Genomic DNA, 21,016 nt, shown 5'->3' with positions numbered 1-21,016 from the left:
TCCTCAAAAATCGTTGTTCTTGGCGGTCGCCATTGGCTTGGTGGTTTCGGGGCTGTTCCGGCGACAGGCCTTCGCGAAGGCGCTGTGAACCCATCCCTGGGCGCTATATTTGCCATCCATGGCAAATGACCTTCCTGCGACCTGTCCCCGGCGCCCCGATCGCGCGCGGTGTCGGCTTTGGCTCAATCAGGCGCCCCAAACATCTTTCAAGATGCGTACCCAATTCTCGCCCATGATCTTGCGCACCTGGGCCTCGCTGAAGCCGCGGCGCAGCAGCGCCTCGGTCAGGTTGGGGAACTCACCGATGGTGCGGATGCCTTCGGGATTGATGATCTTGCCGAAGTTGGTCAGGCGACGAGCGTAGCCCTTGTCGTGCGTCAGCCACTCGAAGAAGTCCTTGCCGTGGCCCTGGGTGAAGTCGGTGCCAATGCCGATGGCATCCTCGCCGACGATGTTCATCACGTACTCGATGGCCTCGACGTAGTCGTCGACGGTGGCGTCGATGCCGGCGCGCAGGAAGGGGGTGAACATGGTCACGCCGACGAAACCGCCGTGCTCGGCGATGAAGCGCAGTTCCTCGTCGGACTTGTTGCGCGGGTGCTCCTTGAGACCGGACGGCAGGCAGTGGGAGTAGCACACCGGCTTCTTCGACTCGAGGATCACCTCCTCGGACGTCTTGGCGCCGACGTGGGAGAGGTCGCACATGATGCCGACGCGGTTCATCTCGGCGACGATCTCGCGGCCGAAGCCGGACAGGCCGCCGTCGCGCTCGTAGCAGCCGGTACCCACCAGGTTCTGGGTGTTGTAGCACATCTGCACGATACCCACGCCGAGCTGCTTGAACACCTCGACGTAGCCGATCTGGTCTTCAAAGGCGTGGGCATTCTGGAAGCCATAGATAATGCCGGTCTTGCCCTCCTCCTTGGCCCGGGTGATATCGGCGGTGGTCCGCACCGGCCGCACCAGGTCGCTGCACTCCGCCATCAGTTGGTTGGAGGCGACGATATTGTTGACGGTCGCCTGGAAGCCCTCCCACACCGAGACGGTGCAGTTGGCCGCGGTGAGTCCGCCGCGGCGCATGTCCTCGAACAGCTCGCGGTTCCACTTGGCGATAATCAGGCCGTCGATGACGATGGCGTCGTCGTGCAGGTCTTGGGGCGTCATGAGGCGTGCTCCGGATCGGGGTTGACTGATGGCAGCATAGCGCCGGCCAGGCACGCCTCGACTTCTGGAAGCGACGGCGATAATTCCAAAAACGTCATCTCTGTCGTGGCTGCGACGAGCGGCACAACGTCGCCGTCCGGATACAAGGGAAAACGGGGGGCACGAAAAGGCCTGGCTACCGCTTCATCGGGCGCCAGGCATGACATGAGGCACAACGGCTCGCGACGCCATGGTCGCGAGCCAAGGCTTCAATGATTCAAGCGCACGCTGGCATAGGTCGGCTCGCCGCGAGCCTGGTCGAGCGCCATCAGGGCCGCCGAAATCGGCTGTTCCGGCACGGACTGGAAGGCGACCGGTTGCAGTAACAGGCTGTCGGTCGACTGCTGGACCAGTGCCGGTGGGCGCAGCGGATTCATGCCCAGCCGCTCCTCCCGCGGCGGCAGGCCGAAGAACTCGCGGTAACACTTCGAAAAGTGCGGCGTGGAGACGAAACCGCAGGCCGAGGCCACCTCGATGATCGACATCGAAGTCTGCTTGAGCAATTGGCGCGCCCGGGTGAGGCGCAGCTTGAGGTAGTAGCGCGACGGCGAGCAGTTCAGGTACTTCTGGAACAGCCGCTCGAGCTGACGCCGGGAGACATTCACGTACTCCGCCAGCTCCTCGAGCCCGATGGGCTCCTCCAGGTTGGCCTCCATGAGCGCGACGATTTCCAGCAGCTTGGGCTGGGTGGTGCCCAATACGTGCTTGAGCGGGACGCGCTGATGATCGTTCTCGCCGCGCATGCGATCGCAGATGAACATCTCGGAAATGCCCGCAGAGAGTTCGCGGCCATGCTCGCGTCCGATCAGGGTCAGCATCATGTCCAGCGGCGCGGTACCGCCGGAGGCGGTAGCCCGATCGCGGTCGATGGAGAACAGCCGAGTGGTCAGCACGGCCCGGGGGAACGACTCACGCATCGCCGCCAGGCATTCCCAGTGGACGCTGGTCTCGTAGCCGTCAAGCAGCCCCGCCTTGGCCAGCGCCCAGCTGCCGGTACAGATGCCGCCCAGCCGCCGCGACAGGCGCGCCTGGGATTGCAACCAGGTGACATGCTCGCGCTGCACGGCGCGAGCCGGCCCCACGCCGCCGCACACGATGACCATGTCCAGTGCCAGCGGCATGGTGATGGCGCCGTCCGGCGTGACCCGCAGCCCATCGCTGGCGGAAATCGGTCCGCCGTCCACGCTTAGGGTGAACCAGCGATACAGCTCACGCCCGGCCAACTGGTTGGCCATGCGTAGCGGTTCGATGGCCGAGGCCAGCGAGAACAGGGTGAAGTTTTCCAGCAGCAGGAATCCCAGCGTCTGGGGCGCCGGTTCCTTGCACTGGGAGGGGGAAGAAGCCTGGATTGACGTGGCCATTATCGTACTCCAATGCCGTGAGTCATTGTGGTTGTCGGCATGTTTTACCCGTCAGGGTGCTGTGTCAGGGTCAGGGCTTGGTAAGTGCTTGAGGTGTCGCACTTAGGCAAGCCGATCATCAAAGATATTCCAAAATGTCGCTCTCGGATACGTAAAAAATCGGTCATCTACCGGAAGGCCGCCAGCCAGGCGGCCTTCCGATGTCGCAACCAGACGCTGTGCGCGTCGTTTATGGACAAGGGAAGGGAGGTGGCTTCTTCATGCCTTCGGCGGTGTGGCGTATGCGGTCTCTGTAAACATGCGGATCTCCAGCAGCGCCGATCCCTCATGGGCGTGACAGCGGGACAGTGCCTCCGGTAACTGGTCGTTGCGCTCGATGGCTTCGCCATGCAGCCCGAACCCGCGAGCCAGGGTAACGAAGTCGGGGTTGATCAGCTCGGTTCCCGAAACCCGCCCCGGAAAGCGGCGTTCCTGATGCATGCGGATCGTCCCGTAACTGCCGTTATTGACGATCACGAACAGGATTTTCAGCCCCAGCATGCGAGCCGTCGCCAGTTCCTGGATGCTCATCAGCGCACAGCCATCGCCACCGAAAGCGACCACGCTGCGTTCCGGCTGGGCCAGTTTGGCGCCGATGGCCGCAGGGAACCCATACCCCATGGCGCCGCTGGTCGGCGCCAGTTGGGTACGGAAGGCATGGAATGTCAGGTAGCGCTGCAGCCATAGGGTGTAATTGCCCGCACCGTTGGCATAGACCGTGTCCTTGGGCAGGGTCTCGGCGATCGTCGCCACGACGGTCTGCATGTCCAGTGGAACCTTGGAGGGCTCTCTCCTGATGTAGGCCTCGAAGGCCTGCCGTGCCTGCGCCACATAGGCCCAACGCCCCATGCCGGCCCGCGGGGGGAGCGTCGTCAGCGCTTCGGCGAACTCCGGCGAGGTCGCGTTGATCGGCATGCCGTGGTAGACCCGGCCCAGCTCGCCGATATCCGCATGCACGTGAACGAGCCGTTGTCGCGGTCGTGGCGACGCCAGCAGGGTATAGCCCTGCGTAGTGGCCTCGCCCAGCCTGGCGCCCAGTGCGATGATCAGGTCGGCCCGCTCCACCAGCGCGTTGGCCTGCGCCGACGCGCCCAGGCCGAGGCGCCCGACATAGGCCGATGACTCGTTGTCGACGAAATCCTGGCAGCGAAACGAGGCCAGGATCGGCACCTGATGCGCTTCGGCGAACTGTCGCAGGTGCTCTCCCGCCCGAGCGCTCCAGTCGCCACCGCCGACGATCAGCACCGGACGCTGCGCCTCCTCCAAGGCTTGGGAGACGCGCGCCAGCGACTGCGGATCGGGAGCGATGGGGATGCGACTCGCCGCCGGGGCGTCTTCGACGCGGACCATATCGTCGAGCATGTCTTCGGGCAGCGAGACGACCACCGGGCCGGGGCGACCGGAAATCGCTGTCTGGAAGGCGCGCGCCAGCAGTTCCGGCAGACGCCTGGCATCGTCGACCTCGGTGACCCATTTGGCCACCGGGCCGAACATTTGGCGATAGTCGACTTCTTGGAAGGCCTCGCGCTCGCGCATGTGTCGCGCAACCTGGCCGATGAACAGGATCATCGGCGTCGAGTCCTGGCGCGCAGTGTGCACGCCGATGCTGGCGTGGCACGCCCCCGGTCCGCGCGTGACGAAGCAGATGCCTGGCAACCCCGTCATCTTGGCGTAGGCTTCGGCCATGTTGGACGCCCCCGCCTCATGCCGGCAGGTGACCAGCCTCAGGCGCTCCCGATGATCGTAGAGCGCGTCCAGCACGCTGAGATAGCTTTCGCCGGGCACGGCGAAAGCTTGCGTCACACCGTTGTTCAGCAATGCATCGACCAGCACCTGTGCACCCGTGCGCGCGGCCTGGTCCTCGTATGAGCCAGCCATAGGCACCTCATTTTATATAGGAGAGAAGCGGGTGGGACGCAGCAGCTTGTTGCTCTGGTGCTGGACGTTACCTGCCTCGGCGCTCTTCCTGCGATAGGCGATCCAGTCGGGGTCTTTCTCCATGGCGGAGCGACGGGCATCGCGGTCCGCAGCGCTCGCGTAGCCCCACAGATGCACGACTTGATTCAGCTCCCCCGTTTCGGTAACGAAATAACCCAACAGATTGCCCAGATGCCGCTGTTGGATCGGCAGCCCCTCGCGCTCGTAAAGCTCGAGATAAGCGTTTAGACGGCCCGGGACCATCGTGTAGGTGCGTAGATCGACGAACATGGCGTTGCCTCTTCGTATCAGCTATTCGGGTCGGAAGCTGCGACCTCATTAATAATACATACTATGTATTACCCTTATTGCAACCCTTGAGTTCACCCACGATCCAAGAGGCACGATCCAAGAGATAACACTTTCCCGCCCTGCGACTAAAGGCGTATTTCTCAGGTTTCGCTTGGCCACTACGTTTTTGTATGATGTATGACTTAATGGAAGCGACACGATGACAGCGGTTCCCTTCACTACCCTGACCCATATTCTGGAAGGTGTTCTGCAGCGCGCCGGGCTGACGAGTGCGGACGCCAAGCTGTGCGCCCGTATTCATGCCGAGAGCACCTGGGATGGTGTCGCCTCGCATGGCGTCGGCCGTGTTGCTCGCTTCGTCGATTACGTCCAGCGTGGCTGGGTCAATCCGCAAGCCACGCTGGAACGGGTTCATGCACTGGGCGCGTTGGAAGTTCATGATGGCCACTTCGGCATTGGGGTTCGCAACGCCATGCAGGCCACCGAATGCGCCATGGCGCTGGCCGACGAGCACGGCATCGGCGTCGTTGCCGTTCGTGACACCACCCACTGGATGCGCGGCGGCAGCTATGGCTGGCATGCCGTGGAGCGCGGCTATGCCGCGCTGATGTGGACCAATACGGAATCGTGCATGCCGGCCTGGGGGTCGTCGCAGCAAAGCATCGGCAACAACCCGCTGGTGCTGGGCGTGCCGGGCGAGAGCCCGCTGGTGCTCGACATGGCCATGTCGCAGTTCTCCTACGGCAAGCTCCAGACGCTGCGTCAGCAAGGCAAGCAGCTCCCCGTCGACGGCGGCTTCGATGCCCAGGGCGAGCTGACTCGGGAGCCTGCAGCGATCGAAGCCACGCGGCGTATTCTGCCCACCGGGTACTGGAAAGGCTCCGGCCTGGCCATCCTGCTCGATGCACTCGCGGCCCTGCTGGCCCAGGGCCGACCCAGCCACGAGATCGACGAACTGCAGCGGGGCAGCGGCACCGGCTGCTGTCAGGTCTTCATGCTTTTCGACCCCCGCCATCTGGGCGGTCAGGAGCACTGTCGCCACTTGGTGGACGGCATCACCGCCCATCTGGCGGCAGCCACGCCGGACGAAGGAGACGTCCCCGTACGCTGGCCGGGCAGGTCGACCCAAGAACGGCGACGACGAGACAGGCATGCGCCGGATGCAGTCGTGGAGGTCAACGACGCAACCTGGAAGGAAATCCTCGCGCTCGCGGAGTGAAGCGTCCTGAGTGCAACAAGGGTCATGCAACGAGGAATGGGGTGGCTCGCCGTTCTATGCCGCCCGGATGACAGCAGAACGACAACGATAACGTCATAGAACAAAGGAGTACCGCTATGTTCAAGACAGCCATGGGGCTTGCCTGCACCCTTGCGCTGGTGGCCGCCACGGCCAACGCCGCGGAGGATTACCCGACCCGCGATATCCGCATGATCGTGCCATGGGGCGCCGGTGGCGGCACCGACGGCATCGTGCGCAAGATCACCGACCTGGCGGAAGAGTCGCTGTCCGGCACCGTGTATGTCGAGAACATCGAGGGCGGCATGAGCGGCAATGGCCTGATCCAGCTGATCAACGCCAAGGCCGATGGCTATACCCTCGGTGCACTGACCTACGACAGCATCATCACCGTGCCGTGGCAGGACATGCTGCCGGGCTACAGCACCGAAGAGATGGACCTGATCGCGCGCATCACCAGCGAGCCCGACGCCATCATCGTGCCGGCCGACTCGGAGTACGACAGCTTCGAGGCGCTGATCGAGGCGGCCAGGGCCGAGCCCGGCAGCATTCGCGCCGGCATCCAGAACATGGGGGCGCGCACCCATCTGACGCTGCTCCAGCTGATGGATGCGACCGACGCCGACTTCAAGATCATCTCCTATCCGGGTGGCGCCGCCCCGCAGAAGGAAGCGCTGCTGAACGGCGAGATCGACCTTGCACTCACCAGCCTGGGCGATTTCGCCTCGCTCATCGAGGGCGGCGATGCACGTGGCCTGATCGAATTCACCGACGTGCAGAGCCAGTCGTTCCCGGACGTGCCACCCGCCTCCGAACACGACCTGGACATCCAGATGGGCAGTTTCATCATCCTGGCCGCCCCGGCCGGTACGCCGGAACCGATCCTGGACGAGCTGGAAGCGGCCTACCAGCAAGCCTACGAGAGCGACGAATTCCAGGACTGGCTGGTCGACGTCGGGGTAACGCCGAACTGGCTGGGACGCGATGACGTCACGCAGTGGGTCGGCACCACGCAGGCGGAGATCTTCGCCACCATGGAGGAGCTCCAGGAGCAGGGCATCCTCGACTAGGCCACTCCGACGCGTGCCTCGCGCTTCGCGCCAAACCAGGAATGTCGCCCCCGCCGTGCCTCCGCGCGGCGGGGCTATGCCCACAGCCAGGAGAGGTGAAACCTTGAAGCTCCCCTACGCGTTCAGCGGAAAGTGGATCGTGCCCGTTCTGCTGCTGGCGGTCACCACGATCTATCTCGTGGAAGCCCTGCAGATGATGCCGCCGATCAAGCGCGGCGACATCACGGCATCGTTCTTCCCGGTCGTGCTCGCCGTGATCATGTACCTCTCGATCGGCATCGTGATCTGGCAGGGGCGCAGCGGAAGCGGCAAGACCGCGACGGTCGACACGCCCCCTCCCGCAGCGGCCGAGACGCAAGCCGAAGCCGGGGTGCCGGCCCTCAATCGCTTCGGCGCGCTGTGGGTCACCCTGGCGACCGGTGTGTACATCGGCGTCTTCTCGATCATCGGCTACAGCGTCTCCACGTTCCTCTATGTACTGCTGCTGACGTTCCTGTTCGGCAATCCCCGCCCCGGCAAGGGAGGTCGCGCCTGGATCGTCAAGGTTAGCGCGGCCCTGCTCATCACCCTGCTCGGTTACGCCCTGTTCGAGCTCATTTTCCAGGTTCGCTTGCCCACGCTAGGGACGTAACGGTCATGGATTACTTCAGAGAACTGCTCAACGGATTCGCCACCCTGCTACAGCCCGAGGTGTTCGCCTACATGGTGGGCGGCTACCTGATCGGTACCTTCTTCGGCGCCGTACCGGGGTTGACCTCGATGCTGGCCATCGCCCTGCTGCTGCCGCTGACCTACAGCCTCGACGTGACCTCGGCGCTCGTGGCCTGCGCCAGCATCTTCATGGCGGGCATGTGCAGCGGCAGCATCACCGCCACCACGATCAACATCCCCGGCGCCCCGGCCTCGATGATGACCGCGATCGAGGGCTATCCGATGCAGCAGCGCGGCGAGGGGGCCAAGGCCCTGGGGCATGCGGCGCTGGCCTCCATGATCGGCGGCGCCCTGGGCGCCGTCCTGCTGATGGTGGTCGCGCCCATGGCGGCCGAGGCCGCACTGCTGATCCGCACGCCGGGGAAATTCTCGCTGATCGCCTTCGCGCTGATCGTCATCGTCATTTCCCAGCGCGACTCCATCCCCAAGGGGCTGGTCGCCACGACACTTGGCGTCATGGTCGCTACGGTGGGCATCGATGTGATGCAACCCGTGCCACGCTTCACCTTCGGCACCAGCACGCTGATGCAGGGCATCGACATCATGCCCTTGGTCATCGGCGGCTTCGCCATCAGCGAGCTATTGGTGCAGGCGCGCAAGGGCGGGCGGCGTACCGTCGATGCCGATACCATCAAGGCCGAAAGGATTCGTCGTCGGGATTTCATCCCGCCGCTCAGAGAAGTGCGCGAGATCGGCGTCTACCGCTATATCAAGTCCGCCGTCATCGGCTACGCCATCGGTGTCCTGCCCGGTGCGGGCGGCTCGATGGCCGCTTTCGTCTCCTACGCCGAAGCCATGCGCAGCTCCAAGCATCCCGAGCGCTACGGCAAGGGCTCGTGCGAGGGCATCGCCGCGGCCGAAGGGGCCAACAACTCAATGTGCAGCGGCGCCTTCGTGCCGATGCTCTCGTTCGGCATCCCCGGCGACCCCACCACGGCCATCGTGCTCGGGGTGCTGGTGATCAACGGCCTGCAGCCGGGCCCCCAGTTCCTCGATACCCAGCTGCATCTGGTGGCACCGATGTTCGCGGCCCTGCTCATCAGCGCCCTGGTGCTCGTGCCGCTGACGCTCTATCTGCTGGGCCCCTACTTCGTGCGCATCGTGTCGATTCGACGCGACGTGCTGTACTCCAGCATCGCCGTCATCGCGCTGGTCGGCAGCTACGTGGCGACCTACTCCACCTTCCAGATGGCGTTGGCGCTGCTGTTCGGCGTGCTGGCCTACGTCCTGCGCCAGCACAAATACCCCATCGCCTGCCTGCTGCTCGGTTTCGTGCTGGGACCCAGCCTCGAGGAGTACTGTCGCCGGGCCCTGTCCATCAACGACGGCAACCCCATGGTCTTCCTCACCAGCCCCGACAGCCTTTTCTTCCTCTTGCTGACCGCTGTGTTCTACTACTTCATGGTGGTTCGCAAGCCCAAGACACCCGGCATACAAAACATCGCCAGTTAGCGACACCTTAGCTCAGCACGGGGCCTCCGGCGCGCTCTTCTCCTCACGGCCCCCATTCGGCCGACACAAACGGCTGTCAGTTCTCCAGGTAGTTCCTGTAGAGATTCCACGAGCGGTTGAGATGCTGATACATGGTTTCCCTGGCCGCTTCCGGGTCGCGGGACAGGATGGCTTCGAGGATATAGCCGTGTTCCTCCTTGACCCGCCCGATGTAGCGCTCCGCAGCGGCCCGGTTGATGTCGACGGCCAGCAGCTTGGCACGCGGGATCATGCTCTGGCTGAGCTGAGCGTAGAGTTGCAGGAAAAAGGGATTCTTCGCGGCCTTGAAGATGGCGTAGTGGAACTCGTAATCCTCCACGCGTGCCTGGGATTTCTCGGCATGCGCCTTGATGAATGCGGCATGCTTGGCTTCCAGATTGCGGCGGTCCTCTTCGTCGTATCGCAAGGCGGCCAGCTCCGCTGCCGCCGGCTCCAGCGACAGCCGGAGCTCGAGCACATGCAGGATGTCCTCGATCGTGGTGGGGCTGATCCTCTCGGCCGGGCGCGCTTCGATGGCGGTAGCCCGCAGCACCGTCGTACCGACTCCTCTCCGCGTCTCCACCAGCCCCAGCGACTTCAGGTGGGTTACCGCCTCGCGAATCACCGTGCGGCTGACACCGAACGAGTCGCACAGGCGAGCCTCGGTCGGCAGCTTGTCGCCGACCTTTATTTCACCTTTCAGAATCAGTGCTTCCAGCTTATCGGCGACGTGGGTCGGGAGGCTTCCCTGCTTCGAGACCTTCTGAACGTTCAGATCCGAAATATCAATTGTCATACGGCTACCCTGAGCAATGGACTCCTCTTTTCTTCCTCTTTTACTTCATAATACGCCAGCTTGAGCGTCAGCATGAGTCGAGCGTATCGTTCGCCGCCTAGTTCGTCATACATCATATTATTTTCCGTACCGTCATGCCACGCCCCTCGAGACGAACAGATATTCTCTCCCTTCCTCTTCCTGAAGGAGCCTCTATGCTCAATCAGCGCGCCCTTGCCTATCTCAACGAAGTGATTCGGCAGGGCTCGCTGCGCCGTGCCGCCGCCCGGCTCGGCGTGGACGCTTCGGCCATCAGCCGCCAACTCAAAGCACTGGAAGAAAATCTCGCCGTCAGACTGTGCGAGCGCCACGGGGGCGGCATGCGCCCCACCGAGGCGGGACGCCTGCTGGTCAAGCACTTCCATGCCCAGCGTTCCGCCCAAGAAGCCGTGCTGTCGCAGTTGATGGCCATCCAGGGCCTGGCCCGCGGCGAGGTCCGCATCGCCGTGGGCGAGGGCTTCATCGCCGATCTGATTACGGCGCCGCTGGGGGGCTTCATGTCCGCCTTCGCCGGGATCGACGTCGAGATCCGCATGGCCGGCGTCAACGAGGCGATGTCGCTGCTCAAGGACATGGAGGTCGACCTGGCGTTGCTGTATGCGCCACCCGTCGACCCCCTGATCCTTGCCCATGTGGAAACCCGCCAGCCGCTGGACCTGATCGTACCGCCAGGCCATGCCTTGACCGAATTGACCCGGCCGGTGCGCCTGCGTGACCTGGAAGGGGCGCCTCTGGCTCTGATGGACAATCCCTTCGGCATGCGCCAGATGGTCAACATGGTGGCCCACCAGGAGCGCGTGCATCTCGACGCCCGTCTGCACACCAACTCCGTGGCGGTGCTGAAGAATTTTGTCCGCTCCGGCATCGGCGTGACCTTCATGCCCGAGCTGACCGTAAGCGACGAGATCCAGCGCGGCGAGATTCTTGCCCTGCCCATGGCCTATCCGATCATGAACGGCGCCAGGGCACAGATCGTCAGCCTCGAGGGGCGCGAGCTCACCGTGGCGGCCAAGGCCTGCGTCGAACACCTGCGCCAGGGCATGCGATTCTTTCGGGGCGATGCGCCCAGACTGGCCCGAAACCAGCATGCGTTGTCTTAAAAGCAACACTTGCGGTATTGCATAGTCAACGCCTCAATTTCTAGTCTGCTAATGGATAACCCGCCCACAGGGCGAAGCAGTGGCTTTTGCCCCGAACAACAACACAAGGAGAACAACCATGAACCGCATCTTCCCCTCTGCGCTCAAGGGATTTGCCTCCCTCGGCCTTGTGACTGGCGCCTTGGTGGCTGGCTCCACCCAGGCGGCCACCAGCATCAATCTCAGCTACAACGGCGCTCCCGACCCGGATAAAAATGCCGTTCACGTCTTCGCTACCAACCTCAAGGAGTTGGTCGAGGAAAAGACGGACGGCGAACTCGTGCTCGAACTCTATCCCAACAGCATGCTCGGCGAGGAAGAGGATCGCATGGAGCAGACCATGAACACGCCGACCCTCAACGTGGCCTCGTTCGCCGGCGTGTCGCCCCTGGTCGAAGAGATTTTCGTCAGCGCCATACCCTTCCTGTTCGCGGATTTCGAGGCGGCACGCACCTTCTTCGACGAAGGCGAGTACTGGAACGAGGTCGAAGCCGCCCTGCGCGAGCGGGCCGGGGTCGAGATGCTGGCCGTGGTGGAAGAGGGGGGCTTCCTCGCCTTTACCAACAACCAGAAGCCGATCAGCCATCCCGACGACTTCGAGGGCCTGCGCTTCCGCGCCATGGACCCGAGCCAGGTAGCGCTCTACGAGTCCTTCGGCGCCTCGGGAACGCCGATTCCCTGGACAGAGGTCTACATGGCCCTGCGCACCGGTGTCGCCGACGGCCAGATGAACCCACCGATGTACATCATCCTGGGCAGCCTCTACGAGGTGCAGGATTACCTGACCCTGGCCAATATCCAGTACTCCAACCAGTTCCTGGTCGGCAACGCCGAGATGATTAAGGGGTGGGACGATGCTACCCGCGAGGCCTTCCTCGACGCCGTGGCCGAGGCCAACCGCAACGCCCGCGAGCACAACGAGGCGAAGGTGGAGGAGCGCATCGCCTTCCTCGAAGAGCAGGGCATGGAAGTGATTCGCCCCTCCGAGGACGATATCGCCGCCTTCCGTAACGTGGGCCAGCCGGCCTATCTGGAGTGGCTGCGCGAGCGTGGCATCGACCAGCGCTGGGTCGACCTGGCGCTGGAGGATGCCGGCATGACCGAGCTGCTCGACTGAACCCACCCTGCAATGTCGCGAGGGCCACCCGGCCCTCGCCGTGACGGCCGGAGTTTCCATGCCTTCGCTTCGCCAACGCGTGCTGGCCGTGAGCCGGACACTCGCCCTGACGCTTGCGGCCACGCTGCTGCTGATCAACCTGGCGGCCATTCTCTACGGCGTCTTCATGCGCTACCTGGCCGGTGGGGCGCCGATCTGGACCGATGAACTCGCACGCTTCCTGATCATCGCCACGGTGATGCTCGCCGCCGGTGCCGTGTGGATCGAGGGAGGGCATATGCGCGTGGCGCTGATCGAGAGCCTGCTGCCGCGCGGCCTGGCGCGCGCGCTCAACGTCTATCAATGGCTGTTGACGCTGGCCCTGGCCCTGGGTGGCGCCTGGTTCAGCTACCGCTACGCCTTGTCGGTGGGTATGTTCACCACCTCGGGGCTCGGCGTCAGCCGCACGATACCGCTGATGTCGCTACCGCTGGGCTTCGCCCTGCTCGCCTGGCATGCCCTGTGGTACGGACCGGCACCGCTGCCGACGATCACCGAGGAGGCCGCATGATCCTCACCATGCTGACGGTGTTCCTCGCCCACGTGCTGCTCGGGCTGCCGCTGTTCCTCGCCCTGCTCACCACCGCCGTGGTCGGCTTTCTGTTCGTCGACCCGGGAATGATCCCACGCATGCTGCCACAACAGTTCTTCGGCGGTATCAATGTCTTCTCGCTAATGGCCATTCCGTTGTTCATCATGGCCGGCAACCTGATGAACGCCAGCGGACTCACCGAGCGGCTGATGGGCCTGGCACGCCTGCTGGTCGGTCACCTGCGCGGCGGCCTGGGCCACGTCAACGTGGTCTCCAGCGTATTCTTCGCCGGCGTCAACGGCTCCGCCGTGGCCGATACCTCGGCGCTAGGCTCGCTGCTGGTACCGGCCATGCAGAAGGAGGGCTACACGCGCGCCTTCGCCGCCGGGCTCACTGCCGGCAGCTCGCTGATCGGGCCAATCATCCCGCCCAGCATCTTCATGATCCTGTATGCCTCGCTGACCAACACTTCGGTAGGCGACCTGTTCCTCGCCGGCGTGATACCGGGGCTGCTGCTGGGCCTCGCCTTCATGGGCATGAACGCCTGGCATGCCTGGCGCCACGGGTTGCCCAAGCGCGGCGGCCTGCCGCGGCTCGGCGAGCTGGGCCTCGCGACCCTGACCGCCCTTCCCGCCTTGATCGCCCCATTCATTATCGTCGCGGGCATCGTGCTCGGCTTCGTCACACCGACCGAGTCCGGCGCACTGACGGCGCTCTATGTCGCCCTGTGCGGTATTCTGCTCGGCGGGCTTCGCTTGCAAGATTTCTGGCGGGCACTGCTGGACACCGCCCGGCTCACCTCGGCGATCTTCTTGATCATGGCGGCCTCGGCCACCATCAGCTGGCTGCTCTCCTACGCCCAGGTGCCGGCCCAGTTCGTTTCGCTGCTCTCGCCCTACATCGACAACGCCGTGCTGATCCTGCTGCTGCTCAGCGCCATCACCTTCGTGACCGGCATGTTCATGGAGGAGGTATCGGCGCTGATGCTGCTCACGCCGATCTTCGCCCCGGTGGCGATGATGGCGGGCATCGACCCGGTGCACCTGGGAGTCGTCATCACGCTCAATATCACCATTGCCCTGATCACGCCGCCCATGGGTGCCTGCGTGTTCGTCGCCGCCGCCGTCAGTCGCATCGAGATCGTCGCGCTGTTCCGCACCATCTGGCCTTTCGTGCTGACGGCGATCGGCGTACTGCTCCTACTGATTTTCTTTCCGCAGCTGACGCTCTGGCTGCCCGCTGCCATTGGATAGCTTTCATGCCCCGCCATAGCTTGCCTGAACCCGAGGCCGTACCCAGCCTGCCGTTTCCCGGCTGGGAGTCGGTCAGCCGACTGCCGATACGCGACAATGGTGAACGCCTGGTGCCCATGAGCCTGGCACCGCCGCCGCTCAAGGTGTTTCCCGCCTATGCCCGGCTGGGCATACCCGGCGCAGTGCCGGAGTGCTTCGTGCGCGAGGGGGTCTACAAGGCGCTGCTCGCCGCGGCCCGGGCGCTGCCCGAGGGCCTCGGCCTGGTGGTGCTCGACGGCTGGCGCCCCTGGCGGGTGCAACAATACCTGTTCGACACGCTGCACGAGGCGATCCACCTGCACCACCCGGATCTTGGCGAGGAGCAATTGCTCGAGCGTACCCGCGAGTTCGTCTCGCTGCCGAGCCGCGACCCGACCGCGCCGAGTCCGCACCTCACCGGCGGCGCCGTGGACGTCACCCTGTGCGACGCCGACGGCCTGCCGCTGGACATGGGCACGCTGTTCGACGAGGCGTTGCCCGCCTCGCACAGCGACCACTTCGAACGCCTGGGGTCACCCAGCCATGAGCAGCGTCGTGCGCGGGACAACCGCCGCTTGCTCTATCGCGTGATGACCGGGCAGGGCTTCACCAACCTGCCCAGCGAGTGGTGGCACTATGACCTGGGCGACCAACTGTGGGCCCACTACGGCGGCCACGCCGAGGCCTTCTACGGCCCCGCCGAACTGGACACCATCGAGAATCGCTGGCGCCGGCAGTTGGGCTGAGCGCTGCAGCGAAGAAGCCCCATGGCCTGGCACTGCGGGTCTCGAATTGGTGGTGGACCCGTTGAGATGCTGCGCTCGCGTTCACACCGTTACGGGTTGCTCATGCGCAGCAAGGTAAAAGGCGCTTCGCAGGCGTGTCGCTCATCGCGATCGTCAATGCTTCCCAACCCCAGGTGACGATCATTGTCGTAGGCGACGAACATGCGCTCGTGATCCAGAACCGCCAGGCCTTCCGCTTTATGCTCGAACTCCAGCGGCGAGCCATCCGCCGCCGTAACCAGTATAGGGAGCCGGCCGGCGCGTAGATCATCGAGGCTCATCACCCACAAATAACCGCCGATACAAGACTCACCGTTCTGTTCCGTCTCGAAACTCGTCAGCAAGTAGAGCCGGGCATGGTAGGGATCGTACTCCAGGCTGGACAGGCCGCATTCGAACCTCACCCCTTCGTGATGTCCGGGATCAAACGCATAGAACTCGCGCATCTCGTCGATGAAGACGAGATTGCCCGTCTGGCTGATCTCGTAGTGCGCTCCCACCAGCCGGCTGACATAGGCGAAGTCATCGTGCGTATTGCCCTGCTCACGTAGGCCGAAGAGCAGCAGGCCATCTCCGCGCTCACCCGGTATCGCCGCCAGCCCTTCGATCTTGTAGTACGGAAAGCCGATCGCTCCGTCGAGCTTGTTGCGCAGCTCCAGCGACCCCTCCACGCCGTCACGCGGATCCGGATCAACAGCCTGCACCTTGTCCGGTTCGCCCAGCGGCCATATCAGCAGATGGTTGTAAGCATTGAGGTCGTGGCTGGCGTCATCGATGCGATCGAAGCCGGTGGTCGCCAGGACATGGCGGCTGTCGGCGGTGAGGGCAAAGTCCTCGTACTTGACTGCCTGCCTGATCAGCGGCGTGGTGAAGTATTCCAGCTGTGTATCGTCCGGCCCTTCCGGGGTCATGGGCAGGGCGAATACCGCTGAACGACCCTCGCCAGGGATCGGCTTGTCGCTGGCCAAGATCAGGCGCTTGCCGTCGTATACCACGGCGGAAACTTCCGCATTGACCGGTTTGCCCCCATCATCGCAGAGGCCGACGGGAAAGCAGCGGACGGTGCCTTGTTGCAAAATGCTGGCGCTCGGCATGGCAGGCCTCTCCTCGGTGTGCTTGAGCCAGCATAGCTTGTCCCAACGCCATGGGTCGAACCCGCAAGGATGCTGTGGCCGCAAGCCAGCACCAAGTGGACAACACTTGCCGTCTGCTAGACTGGGTTAGCCCGATGACCAGAACGAAAGGGAGTCAATCCATGCCAGACAAGGCAGAACGGGACGTTGAAAAGGGCTATACCAAAGCCGAGTTCGTCGCCAAGCTACGTCGCCTGGCCGATACCATCGAAAGCGGCGGTCGCTTCGACATCCAGATAGCCGGAGAACGAATCTATGTGCCGGCACGTGCCGAATTCACCATCGAACATGAGCGCTCCGATGATGAAGAGGAAATAGAGTTTCAGATCAAATGGCAGAGAGAATAGCGGCTCTTCCATCGCGAGCCGAAGGGCTCTGGATGCGTGGCGCGCCCGGCAGGATTCGCTTTCTGGTTTTAAATAACTGAATTTAATAGTGTTTATTTATTTTGATATAGGAATTATACCAACTGCTATACCAGCATCTCCATCTGAAGTGACCCCTCCAGAGCTGCACAGGATGACCCAGGGAGCCAGGTGGTATCACTCGCCAATCTGTGCCGGTGTGGATCTCCCTTGGCGGACACTGTCCTACCGGACCAAGCCGCGTCGTCGTGCGATTAATGGCGATCTGGCCGGCAGGATGGGGCTGGTCCTGAAGCAGTTCCCTTCTTCGAGCGCTTCTTCCACTCGCTGAAGGAAGAGTACATTGGCTACATCGTTTCGAATCGCTGGACCAAGCCAGAGTGATCATCTGTCGTTGAATCCGGTACTACAACGAAGAACGGCCACACCAGTCTCTGGGCTATGTGGCTTCCCAAGCACACCCGTCATTAGCTGCGTAGAAGGTGCATAAAATCCGAAAGTCATTAACCATCTCTGATCCGCTAACGGCTACCCAGCGGATATCACCAAGCACGGGCGGTCCTGTTTGTGGTGCATATGAACTGCTTACGAACAGGAACGGACGTATATAGAGTAACAGATGCAATACCTCCAACAAGCGCAGCTTGATTGTTGCGGCGAAGCCACAATGAAAAGTTGTAGCTGTGCTTGGCCTTGTTATGACTTTGCGTAGAGGATAAGAGAATAATCCCCTTTTCACTTAGGTATGGCTGGCCAATTCTTGTAAATCCAAACCGGTCGAACAAATGATGCATTGAAGCATTATCTTCACGTGTCGTGGCAAAACACGCTCTGCCTGATAAAGAATGTATGATTGACTCCATTAAAAACGTCCGTAGCCTCTTCCTCTCGCTGTTTTCGAGACATAAATCCAGCCCAGCTCATATTCATACTTGTTGTGCTCAGGAGCACCCGACTTTTCAAGTATACGAGCTTTATACCTAGCATCGGGATTCTTAATGGCTCCAACGGCTACGCATTCGCCATCATTGATGAAGAAAAGCTTCTCTGCGCGCTGAATTCTTGACGAAGACCAACCAACGAAACCTCTCCGCCCTCGGCCACCATTATTTCAAATGACTCAATCTCCGAATCGCTACAGTCTTTGGGACTCTTGGCAATTTTTACAATGCTCATATTACATACTCCAGAACGAAGCGACTCGTCTTACACTTCCGGCTCCCGTAATTTGCTATTACTCATCGCTTGATAAATATCCGATATCGGTTGCATCCCCATAACGGAGTCTTCAACAATGACGTTTACTTTTGCATCTTCACATAGTTGTTTTATCGTACTCTTAAACCAAGGGTCTGCATGTGGGGAAACAACCACTTTATGTATCATTTCTTCCAGGTTAACTTTGAGCAAACGTCCAGACTCATCGTTCTTTGGAGATGTTAATAGATTTTTTCTTGAATTCCACGATACTACTCTGAACTCACGCTCGAAAGCGTATGGTTTTGATTTGGCTATGAAAGGATCTATCGGATTCACAGAGAAGGTATCAGCGGAATGATCTATATAATTCACTTGCCATAGCTTCAGCATGTCACACGTCGGATCAGGAACTATAGAAGCTTCCAACCTTTCAATAGTTGAAAATATACACACTGAGTTCTTATCTCGACCGAATAATTTCCACATAGCCGCGCACTCATGCTCTGATTGGTGCCAACAACTTACGTACAACCATTCTTTGCATGCAGGAAATAGTCTTTCCGCTTCATCACAAGGATATGAACCAAATGGTGTGTGGAACTGCCTTTTTTCGATCTCTTTTTTCTTCGACTCTAAACCTTCGAGCCGAGCGACTCTCGCTACTGCATCCTCATTCGCTGGGGGCAAGGCGCCATTCACTGCTATGTCTAGGATCGAAATCATATTCGAGGTTTTGAAAAAGTCACTAACGGTCAAACCACCTTCTAAGGCATCCTCAAAGGCTGACATTTTTGAGAAATAGAGAGAATTAGTCTGAATAAGGTTTACAAATTTGGGCAGATCCATATATCGCTGAATAATCGCAGCCATGCTTTCTCACCTTCTTTGTGGATTGGTCTTATAACGCCGCCATCAGGAGCTGGAACACGAGGGAGAAGCAGCAGTTTTGGTCCCTCCGGCCGGCTTTGTTACCCATTTGACTCGTCATACTTTTGGTCAAATATCATAAATATTCTTGTATTAACTCTTTCAATCCAGTCGAGAATGTTAAACATGTTCTCATCCTCGCAATCAATCCGCTTTAGCCAGAGCCTGTATCCCTCATTACAGAACTTGAGCGTAGGGCATATATACCTAATGTCAGCTCCATGATAAAACGGGTAAACAGTGAATGTTGAGTCTTCGTTTTTTTGAAGGCACCAGTCCATAGATTCGTTCCATGATCCATGTATAGACTCAGACATTATTCCGTAAGTGTACTTATACAGACCCTCGCCTTTAATTTCTCCGAATATATCGAAAAAACTTTTTCCTTGAAGCTTCCAGCGATTTTTCTTTTGTACTTTAAAGTCTTCCTCTGAGAAACCTTCTAATTTCATTTTCTCCTGAACTGATCTAAGCAGACGTTTTCCCGCCTTTGTCTCGAAGAACTTGGATCCTTCATTAAATTCACGTAGTATTCTCAACCGATCTTTATATGAGCACTTCCGGTAATCCTCAATTACAGCTGAGTCACTCATTAGCAGGTATTCAGCCGTTACTGCTGCCTCGATCAATGGCCTTTCTAATATGCTTATAAATTCAGCATTGTCTTTTTCATAGTAGATTGCGATTTCTTTGAGCAGCTTCCATATTCTGGTTAACAACCCCAAAATAGGCGCGTCCTCTAAATTGAATCCAGTAGGGTTGCGAACGATATTCCGCATCCTCGTTATATAATCATATATCTCTGCTACATCCTTTACGAAAGTGCCAGTGAACTTATTTAGTTTATCGAGCGATCTTAAGCTATCGGCAACATATTTCTCATCGTAACGAATTATGACTTTTCCTATTTCGTCCATATTCATATTTTCTTGTATAGCTAATGCTGAATGAAGCGGCGCGTCTCATGCGTCCACTTTGGTGGTTTGTTATGCTTAGAACGCTCATTCTGAACTCTAAATCTTGTCAACTCTAGCCTCCACGGCATGAACAAGTTTGCTAGAACTGTGAGCCAGATCTCTTATTGATTCTTTCGAAAGATTAACCCTATAACCATCTTGATCAAGGCCCGCACGATGAACGCAATGATGCCTAATTTTTACCGCTTCGAATAGCCAAGATATATCACCAAAGTCGCAACCAAGTACATTTTTATACATGGGCTTTACTTTTTCTAGATTATGGAAAATAAGGTCTCGTAAATATGCTGCAACAGTCAGCTTCAGACTCTCATGCTTTTCGTATATCTCTTTCATTGTAAACTTCTTATTCGAGAACACTGGATCTGTCTCAACAAGCTTCCTGATCAACTCTTCTGAATTGGTAACCTTATGAATAAAAGTTGATGCTAAGTACGATTCTACTGCGGCAACTATGTGACCGTGTAACATGACCAGCAAGCTAAACTTAGCTTCACTACTTGCCTGCATATCAAGAAGTTCTAAGACGCTGAGAATTTGAATATCAAACTTCCCCGCTTGAGATTGGGTGTATATATACCACTCTATCTCTTCTTGTTCGTACCACTCCGCCTCTTGTCGCTGGAGTTCCTCACAGCGGTCTTCGTAGGCTTGAGCAGCCTGCTTCCAGGTTTCTGAACCCTCTTCGCCGACATCATCTCCGTAGTTCTCTTCTATCCATTCATACATGGGTTCCAATTCTTGCTGTCGCATCCACTCTTCTTTAGCTCTTCCCATTATCGAGTCCCTTTCGGATGCTTGAAGCATTTAAGATATAGCAGGATTAGGTAGCACGCACGCTTTCCCACTTGTACGATATCGCACTCTCAGCCCACTGATTCCAATGAAAATATTTATTACGATTCTATGTAACATCAATAAACGTGCATGTTGATTTTTCTGGCACGTCCGCTTTGGGTCGATGACTGACTTGAACGTCGAGTGCGATGGCTTGTTCGCCAAGCTGAATCGGAAGGCGCTGGGCCGCCTCTCTGAGGAAGTGCCGATACGGTCAATCGGAGTCGCCACAGGTGGCTGGTGCATACTCGGATAGGTGCTTGCAAGCGATTGATATTCATTAGCCATTTCATCCCCCGCGATCATTATAGTTTTCTGCAGTATTGCCTATCACACGACGTCTGTGCCACCTAACCATCTGCTACTTTAGACCATTCCACACTACCTTTCCTGTAACGCCTCGGCACATGCAAGCCTTACCAGGAGTGTCTATCTCACCTATCGGCTAGGCGAAGGTTTAGCTTAGGGCTTTTTCTCCCCCTTACCCATTGTGGGGCGCGTGAATTCGCATGAATCCGCAAGACTTTTTGCTACCCTCT

Annotated in this window: 19 protein-coding genes; 10 read left to right on the top strand and 9 right to left on the bottom strand. The window is 59.6% G+C overall.

Features of this window, described 5'->3' with window-relative positions:
- Nucleotides 1–186: 186 nt before the first annotated feature.
- The 4 genes from F0A17_RS16305 to F0A17_RS16290 all read right to left on the bottom strand — a co-directional run bounded on the left by F0A17_RS16305 (nt 187) and on the right by F0A17_RS16290 (nt 4,811).
- The gene (locus tag F0A17_RS16305) at nt 187–1,164 is read right to left on the bottom strand and encodes a dipeptidase (RefSeq protein WP_149329413.1); all 978 of its coding nucleotides are present in this window, start codon (nt 1,162–1,164) and stop codon (nt 187–189) included.
- 248 nt (nt 1,165–1,412) lie between these two features.
- Nucleotides 1,413–2,564, bottom strand: coding sequence for a choline metabolism transcriptional regulator GbdR (gene gbdR / locus F0A17_RS16300; protein WP_149329412.1), 1,152 nt, complete (start codon nt 2,562–2,564; stop codon nt 1,413–1,415).
- Nucleotides 2,565–2,822: 258 nt separating this feature from the next.
- Nucleotides 2,823–4,481 (bottom strand): thiamine pyrophosphate-dependent enzyme, encoded by a 1,659-nt coding sequence (locus tag F0A17_RS16295; protein WP_149329411.1) that lies wholly within the window; start codon nt 4,479–4,481, stop codon nt 2,823–2,825.
- Between the two features lie 12 nt (nt 4,482–4,493).
- Nucleotides 4,494–4,811: an NIPSNAP family protein gene (locus F0A17_RS16290; protein ID WP_149329410.1), complete on the bottom strand. Its 318-nt coding sequence runs from the start codon at nt 4,809–4,811 to the stop codon at nt 4,494–4,496.
- A gap of 220 nt (nt 4,812–5,031) precedes the next feature.
- Here F0A17_RS16290 and yiaK point away from each other — a divergent pair, with 220 nt between their 5' ends.
- From yiaK to F0A17_RS16270, 4 genes are all read left to right on the top strand, one after another.
- Entirely contained in the window at nt 5,032–6,051 is a 1,020-nt protein-coding gene (gene yiaK, locus F0A17_RS16285; protein WP_149329409.1) for a 3-dehydro-L-gulonate 2-dehydrogenase, read from the top strand.
- Nucleotides 6,052–6,167: 116 nt separating this feature from the next.
- Nucleotides 6,168–7,139 carry a Bug family tripartite tricarboxylate transporter substrate binding protein gene (locus tag F0A17_RS16280; RefSeq protein WP_149329408.1) on the top strand — a complete coding sequence of 324 codons (972 nt, stop codon included), beginning with the start codon at nt 6,168–6,170 and terminating at the stop codon, nt 7,137–7,139.
- A gap of 103 nt (nt 7,140–7,242) precedes the next feature.
- The gene (locus tag F0A17_RS16275) at nt 7,243–7,770 is read left to right on the top strand and encodes a tripartite tricarboxylate transporter TctB family protein (RefSeq protein ID WP_187774718.1); all 528 of its coding nucleotides are present in this window, start codon (nt 7,243–7,245) and stop codon (nt 7,768–7,770) included.
- A 5-nt stretch (nt 7,771–7,775) separates the two neighbouring features.
- Nucleotides 7,776–9,302: a tripartite tricarboxylate transporter permease gene (locus F0A17_RS16270; RefSeq protein ID WP_149329406.1), complete on the top strand. Its 1,527-nt coding sequence runs from the start codon at nt 7,776–7,778 to the stop codon at nt 9,300–9,302.
- Between the two features lie 76 nt (nt 9,303–9,378).
- Here F0A17_RS16270 and F0A17_RS16265 read toward each other — a convergent pair whose 3' ends face one another.
- Nucleotides 9,379–10,116, bottom strand: coding sequence for a FadR/GntR family transcriptional regulator (locus F0A17_RS16265; RefSeq protein WP_149329405.1), 738 nt, complete (start codon nt 10,114–10,116; stop codon nt 9,379–9,381).
- Nucleotides 10,117–10,310: 194 nt separating this feature from the next.
- On the opposite strand from F0A17_RS16265, the gene F0A17_RS16260 reads away from it, so the two are divergent.
- From F0A17_RS16260 to F0A17_RS16240, 5 genes are all read left to right on the top strand, one after another.
- Nucleotides 10,311–11,255, top strand: coding sequence for a LysR family transcriptional regulator (locus F0A17_RS16260; RefSeq protein WP_149329404.1), 945 nt, complete (start codon nt 10,311–10,313; stop codon nt 11,253–11,255).
- Nucleotides 11,256–11,373: 118 nt separating this feature from the next.
- Complete coding sequence (gene dctP, locus F0A17_RS16255; RefSeq protein ID WP_149329403.1) at nt 11,374–12,411, top strand: TRAP transporter substrate-binding protein DctP; 1,038 nt, start codon at nt 11,374–11,376, stop codon at nt 12,409–12,411.
- A 58-nt stretch (nt 12,412–12,469) separates the two neighbouring features.
- On the top strand, nt 12,470–12,961 hold the full coding sequence (locus F0A17_RS16250) for a TRAP transporter small permease (RefSeq protein WP_149329402.1): 492 nt from the start codon (nt 12,470–12,472) through the stop codon (nt 12,959–12,961).
- Nucleotides 12,958–14,235, top strand: coding sequence for a TRAP transporter large permease (locus F0A17_RS16245; protein WP_149329401.1), 1,278 nt, complete (start codon nt 12,958–12,960; stop codon nt 14,233–14,235). The genes F0A17_RS16250 and F0A17_RS16245 overlap by 4 nt, the downstream gene beginning before the upstream one ends.
- Before the next feature lie 5 nt (nt 14,236–14,240).
- Nucleotides 14,241–14,999 carry a M15 family metallopeptidase gene (locus F0A17_RS16240; RefSeq protein ID WP_187774717.1) on the top strand — a complete coding sequence of 253 codons (759 nt, stop codon included), beginning with the start codon at nt 14,241–14,243 and terminating at the stop codon, nt 14,997–14,999.
- 89 nt (nt 15,000–15,088) lie between these two features.
- On the opposite strand, the gene F0A17_RS16235 is transcribed toward F0A17_RS16240, so the two are convergent.
- Nucleotides 15,089–16,132, bottom strand: coding sequence for a hypothetical protein (locus tag F0A17_RS16235; RefSeq protein WP_149329400.1), 1,044 nt, complete (start codon nt 16,130–16,132; stop codon nt 15,089–15,091).
- Between the two features lie 161 nt (nt 16,133–16,293).
- On the opposite strand from F0A17_RS16235, the gene F0A17_RS16230 reads away from it, so the two are divergent.
- Nucleotides 16,294–16,518: an amphi-Trp domain-containing protein gene (locus F0A17_RS16230; RefSeq protein WP_149329399.1), complete on the top strand. Its 225-nt coding sequence runs from the start codon at nt 16,294–16,296 to the stop codon at nt 16,516–16,518.
- A gap of 1,224 nt (nt 16,519–17,742) precedes the next feature.
- On the opposite strand, the gene F0A17_RS16220 is transcribed toward F0A17_RS16230, so the two are convergent.
- The 3 genes from F0A17_RS16220 to F0A17_RS16210 form a co-directional block, all read right to left on the bottom strand.
- Nucleotides 17,743–18,606, bottom strand: coding sequence for a hypothetical protein (locus F0A17_RS16220; RefSeq protein ID WP_149329398.1), 864 nt, complete (start codon nt 18,604–18,606; stop codon nt 17,743–17,745).
- 98 nt (nt 18,607–18,704) lie between these two features.
- The gene (locus F0A17_RS16215; RefSeq protein WP_149329562.1) at nt 18,705–19,580 is read right to left on the bottom strand and encodes a DUF5677 domain-containing protein; all 876 of its coding nucleotides are present in this window, start codon (nt 19,578–19,580) and stop codon (nt 18,705–18,707) included.
- A 96-nt stretch (nt 19,581–19,676) separates the two neighbouring features.
- Complete coding sequence (locus tag F0A17_RS16210; RefSeq protein ID WP_149329397.1) at nt 19,677–20,417, bottom strand: hypothetical protein; 741 nt, start codon at nt 20,415–20,417, stop codon at nt 19,677–19,679.
- Nucleotides 20,418–21,016 lie beyond the last annotated feature (599 nt).

It is taken from the genome of Billgrantia pellis (assembly GCF_008297955.1).
Classification (GTDB): Bacteria; Pseudomonadota; Gammaproteobacteria; order Pseudomonadales; family Halomonadaceae; genus Halomonas; species Halomonas pellis.
Note: the sequence above shows the minus strand (reverse complement) of the source record. Positions and strands in the feature narration are given on the sequence as shown.

Bases quoted from the DNA above. Each gene is read 5' to 3' on its own strand.
- F0A17_RS16305 (WP_149329413.1), bottom strand. From the start codon at position 1,164: ATGACGCCCCAAGACCTGCACGACGACGCCATCGTCATCGACGGCCTG.
- gbdR (WP_149329412.1), bottom strand. From the start codon at position 2,564: ATGGCCACGTCAATCCAGGCTTCTTCCCCCTCCCAGTGCAAGGAACCG.
- F0A17_RS16295 (WP_149329411.1), bottom strand. From the start codon at position 4,481: ATGGCTGGCTCATACGAGGACCAGGCCGCGCGCACGGGTGCACAGGTG.
- F0A17_RS16290 (WP_149329410.1), bottom strand. From the start codon at position 4,811: ATGTTCGTCGATCTACGCACCTACACGATGGTCCCGGGCCGTCTAAAC.
- yiaK (WP_149329409.1), top strand. From the start codon at position 5,032: ATGACAGCGGTTCCCTTCACTACCCTGACCCATATTCTGGAAGGTGTT.
- F0A17_RS16280 (WP_149329408.1), top strand. From the start codon at position 6,168: ATGTTCAAGACAGCCATGGGGCTTGCCTGCACCCTTGCGCTGGTGGCC.
- F0A17_RS16270 (WP_149329406.1), top strand. From the start codon at position 7,776: ATGGATTACTTCAGAGAACTGCTCAACGGATTCGCCACCCTGCTACAG.
- F0A17_RS16265 (WP_149329405.1), bottom strand. From the start codon at position 10,116: ATGACAATTGATATTTCGGATCTGAACGTTCAGAAGGTCTCGAAGCAG.
- F0A17_RS16260 (WP_149329404.1), top strand. From the start codon at position 10,311: ATGCTCAATCAGCGCGCCCTTGCCTATCTCAACGAAGTGATTCGGCAG.
- dctP (WP_149329403.1), top strand. From the start codon at position 11,374: ATGAACCGCATCTTCCCCTCTGCGCTCAAGGGATTTGCCTCCCTCGGC.
- F0A17_RS16250 (WP_149329402.1), top strand. From the start codon at position 12,470: ATGCCTTCGCTTCGCCAACGCGTGCTGGCCGTGAGCCGGACACTCGCC.
- F0A17_RS16245 (WP_149329401.1), top strand. From the start codon at position 12,958: ATGATCCTCACCATGCTGACGGTGTTCCTCGCCCACGTGCTGCTCGGG.
- F0A17_RS16240 (WP_187774717.1), top strand. From the start codon at position 14,241: ATGCCCCGCCATAGCTTGCCTGAACCCGAGGCCGTACCCAGCCTGCCG.
- F0A17_RS16235 (WP_149329400.1), bottom strand. From the start codon at position 16,132: ATGCCGAGCGCCAGCATTTTGCAACAAGGCACCGTCCGCTGCTTTCCC.
- F0A17_RS16230 (WP_149329399.1), top strand. From the start codon at position 16,294: ATGCCAGACAAGGCAGAACGGGACGTTGAAAAGGGCTATACCAAAGCC.
- F0A17_RS16220 (WP_149329398.1), bottom strand. From the start codon at position 18,606: ATGGCTGCGATTATTCAGCGATATATGGATCTGCCCAAATTTGTAAAC.
- F0A17_RS16215 (WP_149329562.1), bottom strand. From the start codon at position 19,580: ATGGACGAAATAGGAAAAGTCATAATTCGTTACGATGAGAAATATGTT.
- F0A17_RS16210 (WP_149329397.1), bottom strand. From the start codon at position 20,417: ATGGGAAGAGCTAAAGAAGAGTGGATGCGACAGCAAGAATTGGAACCC.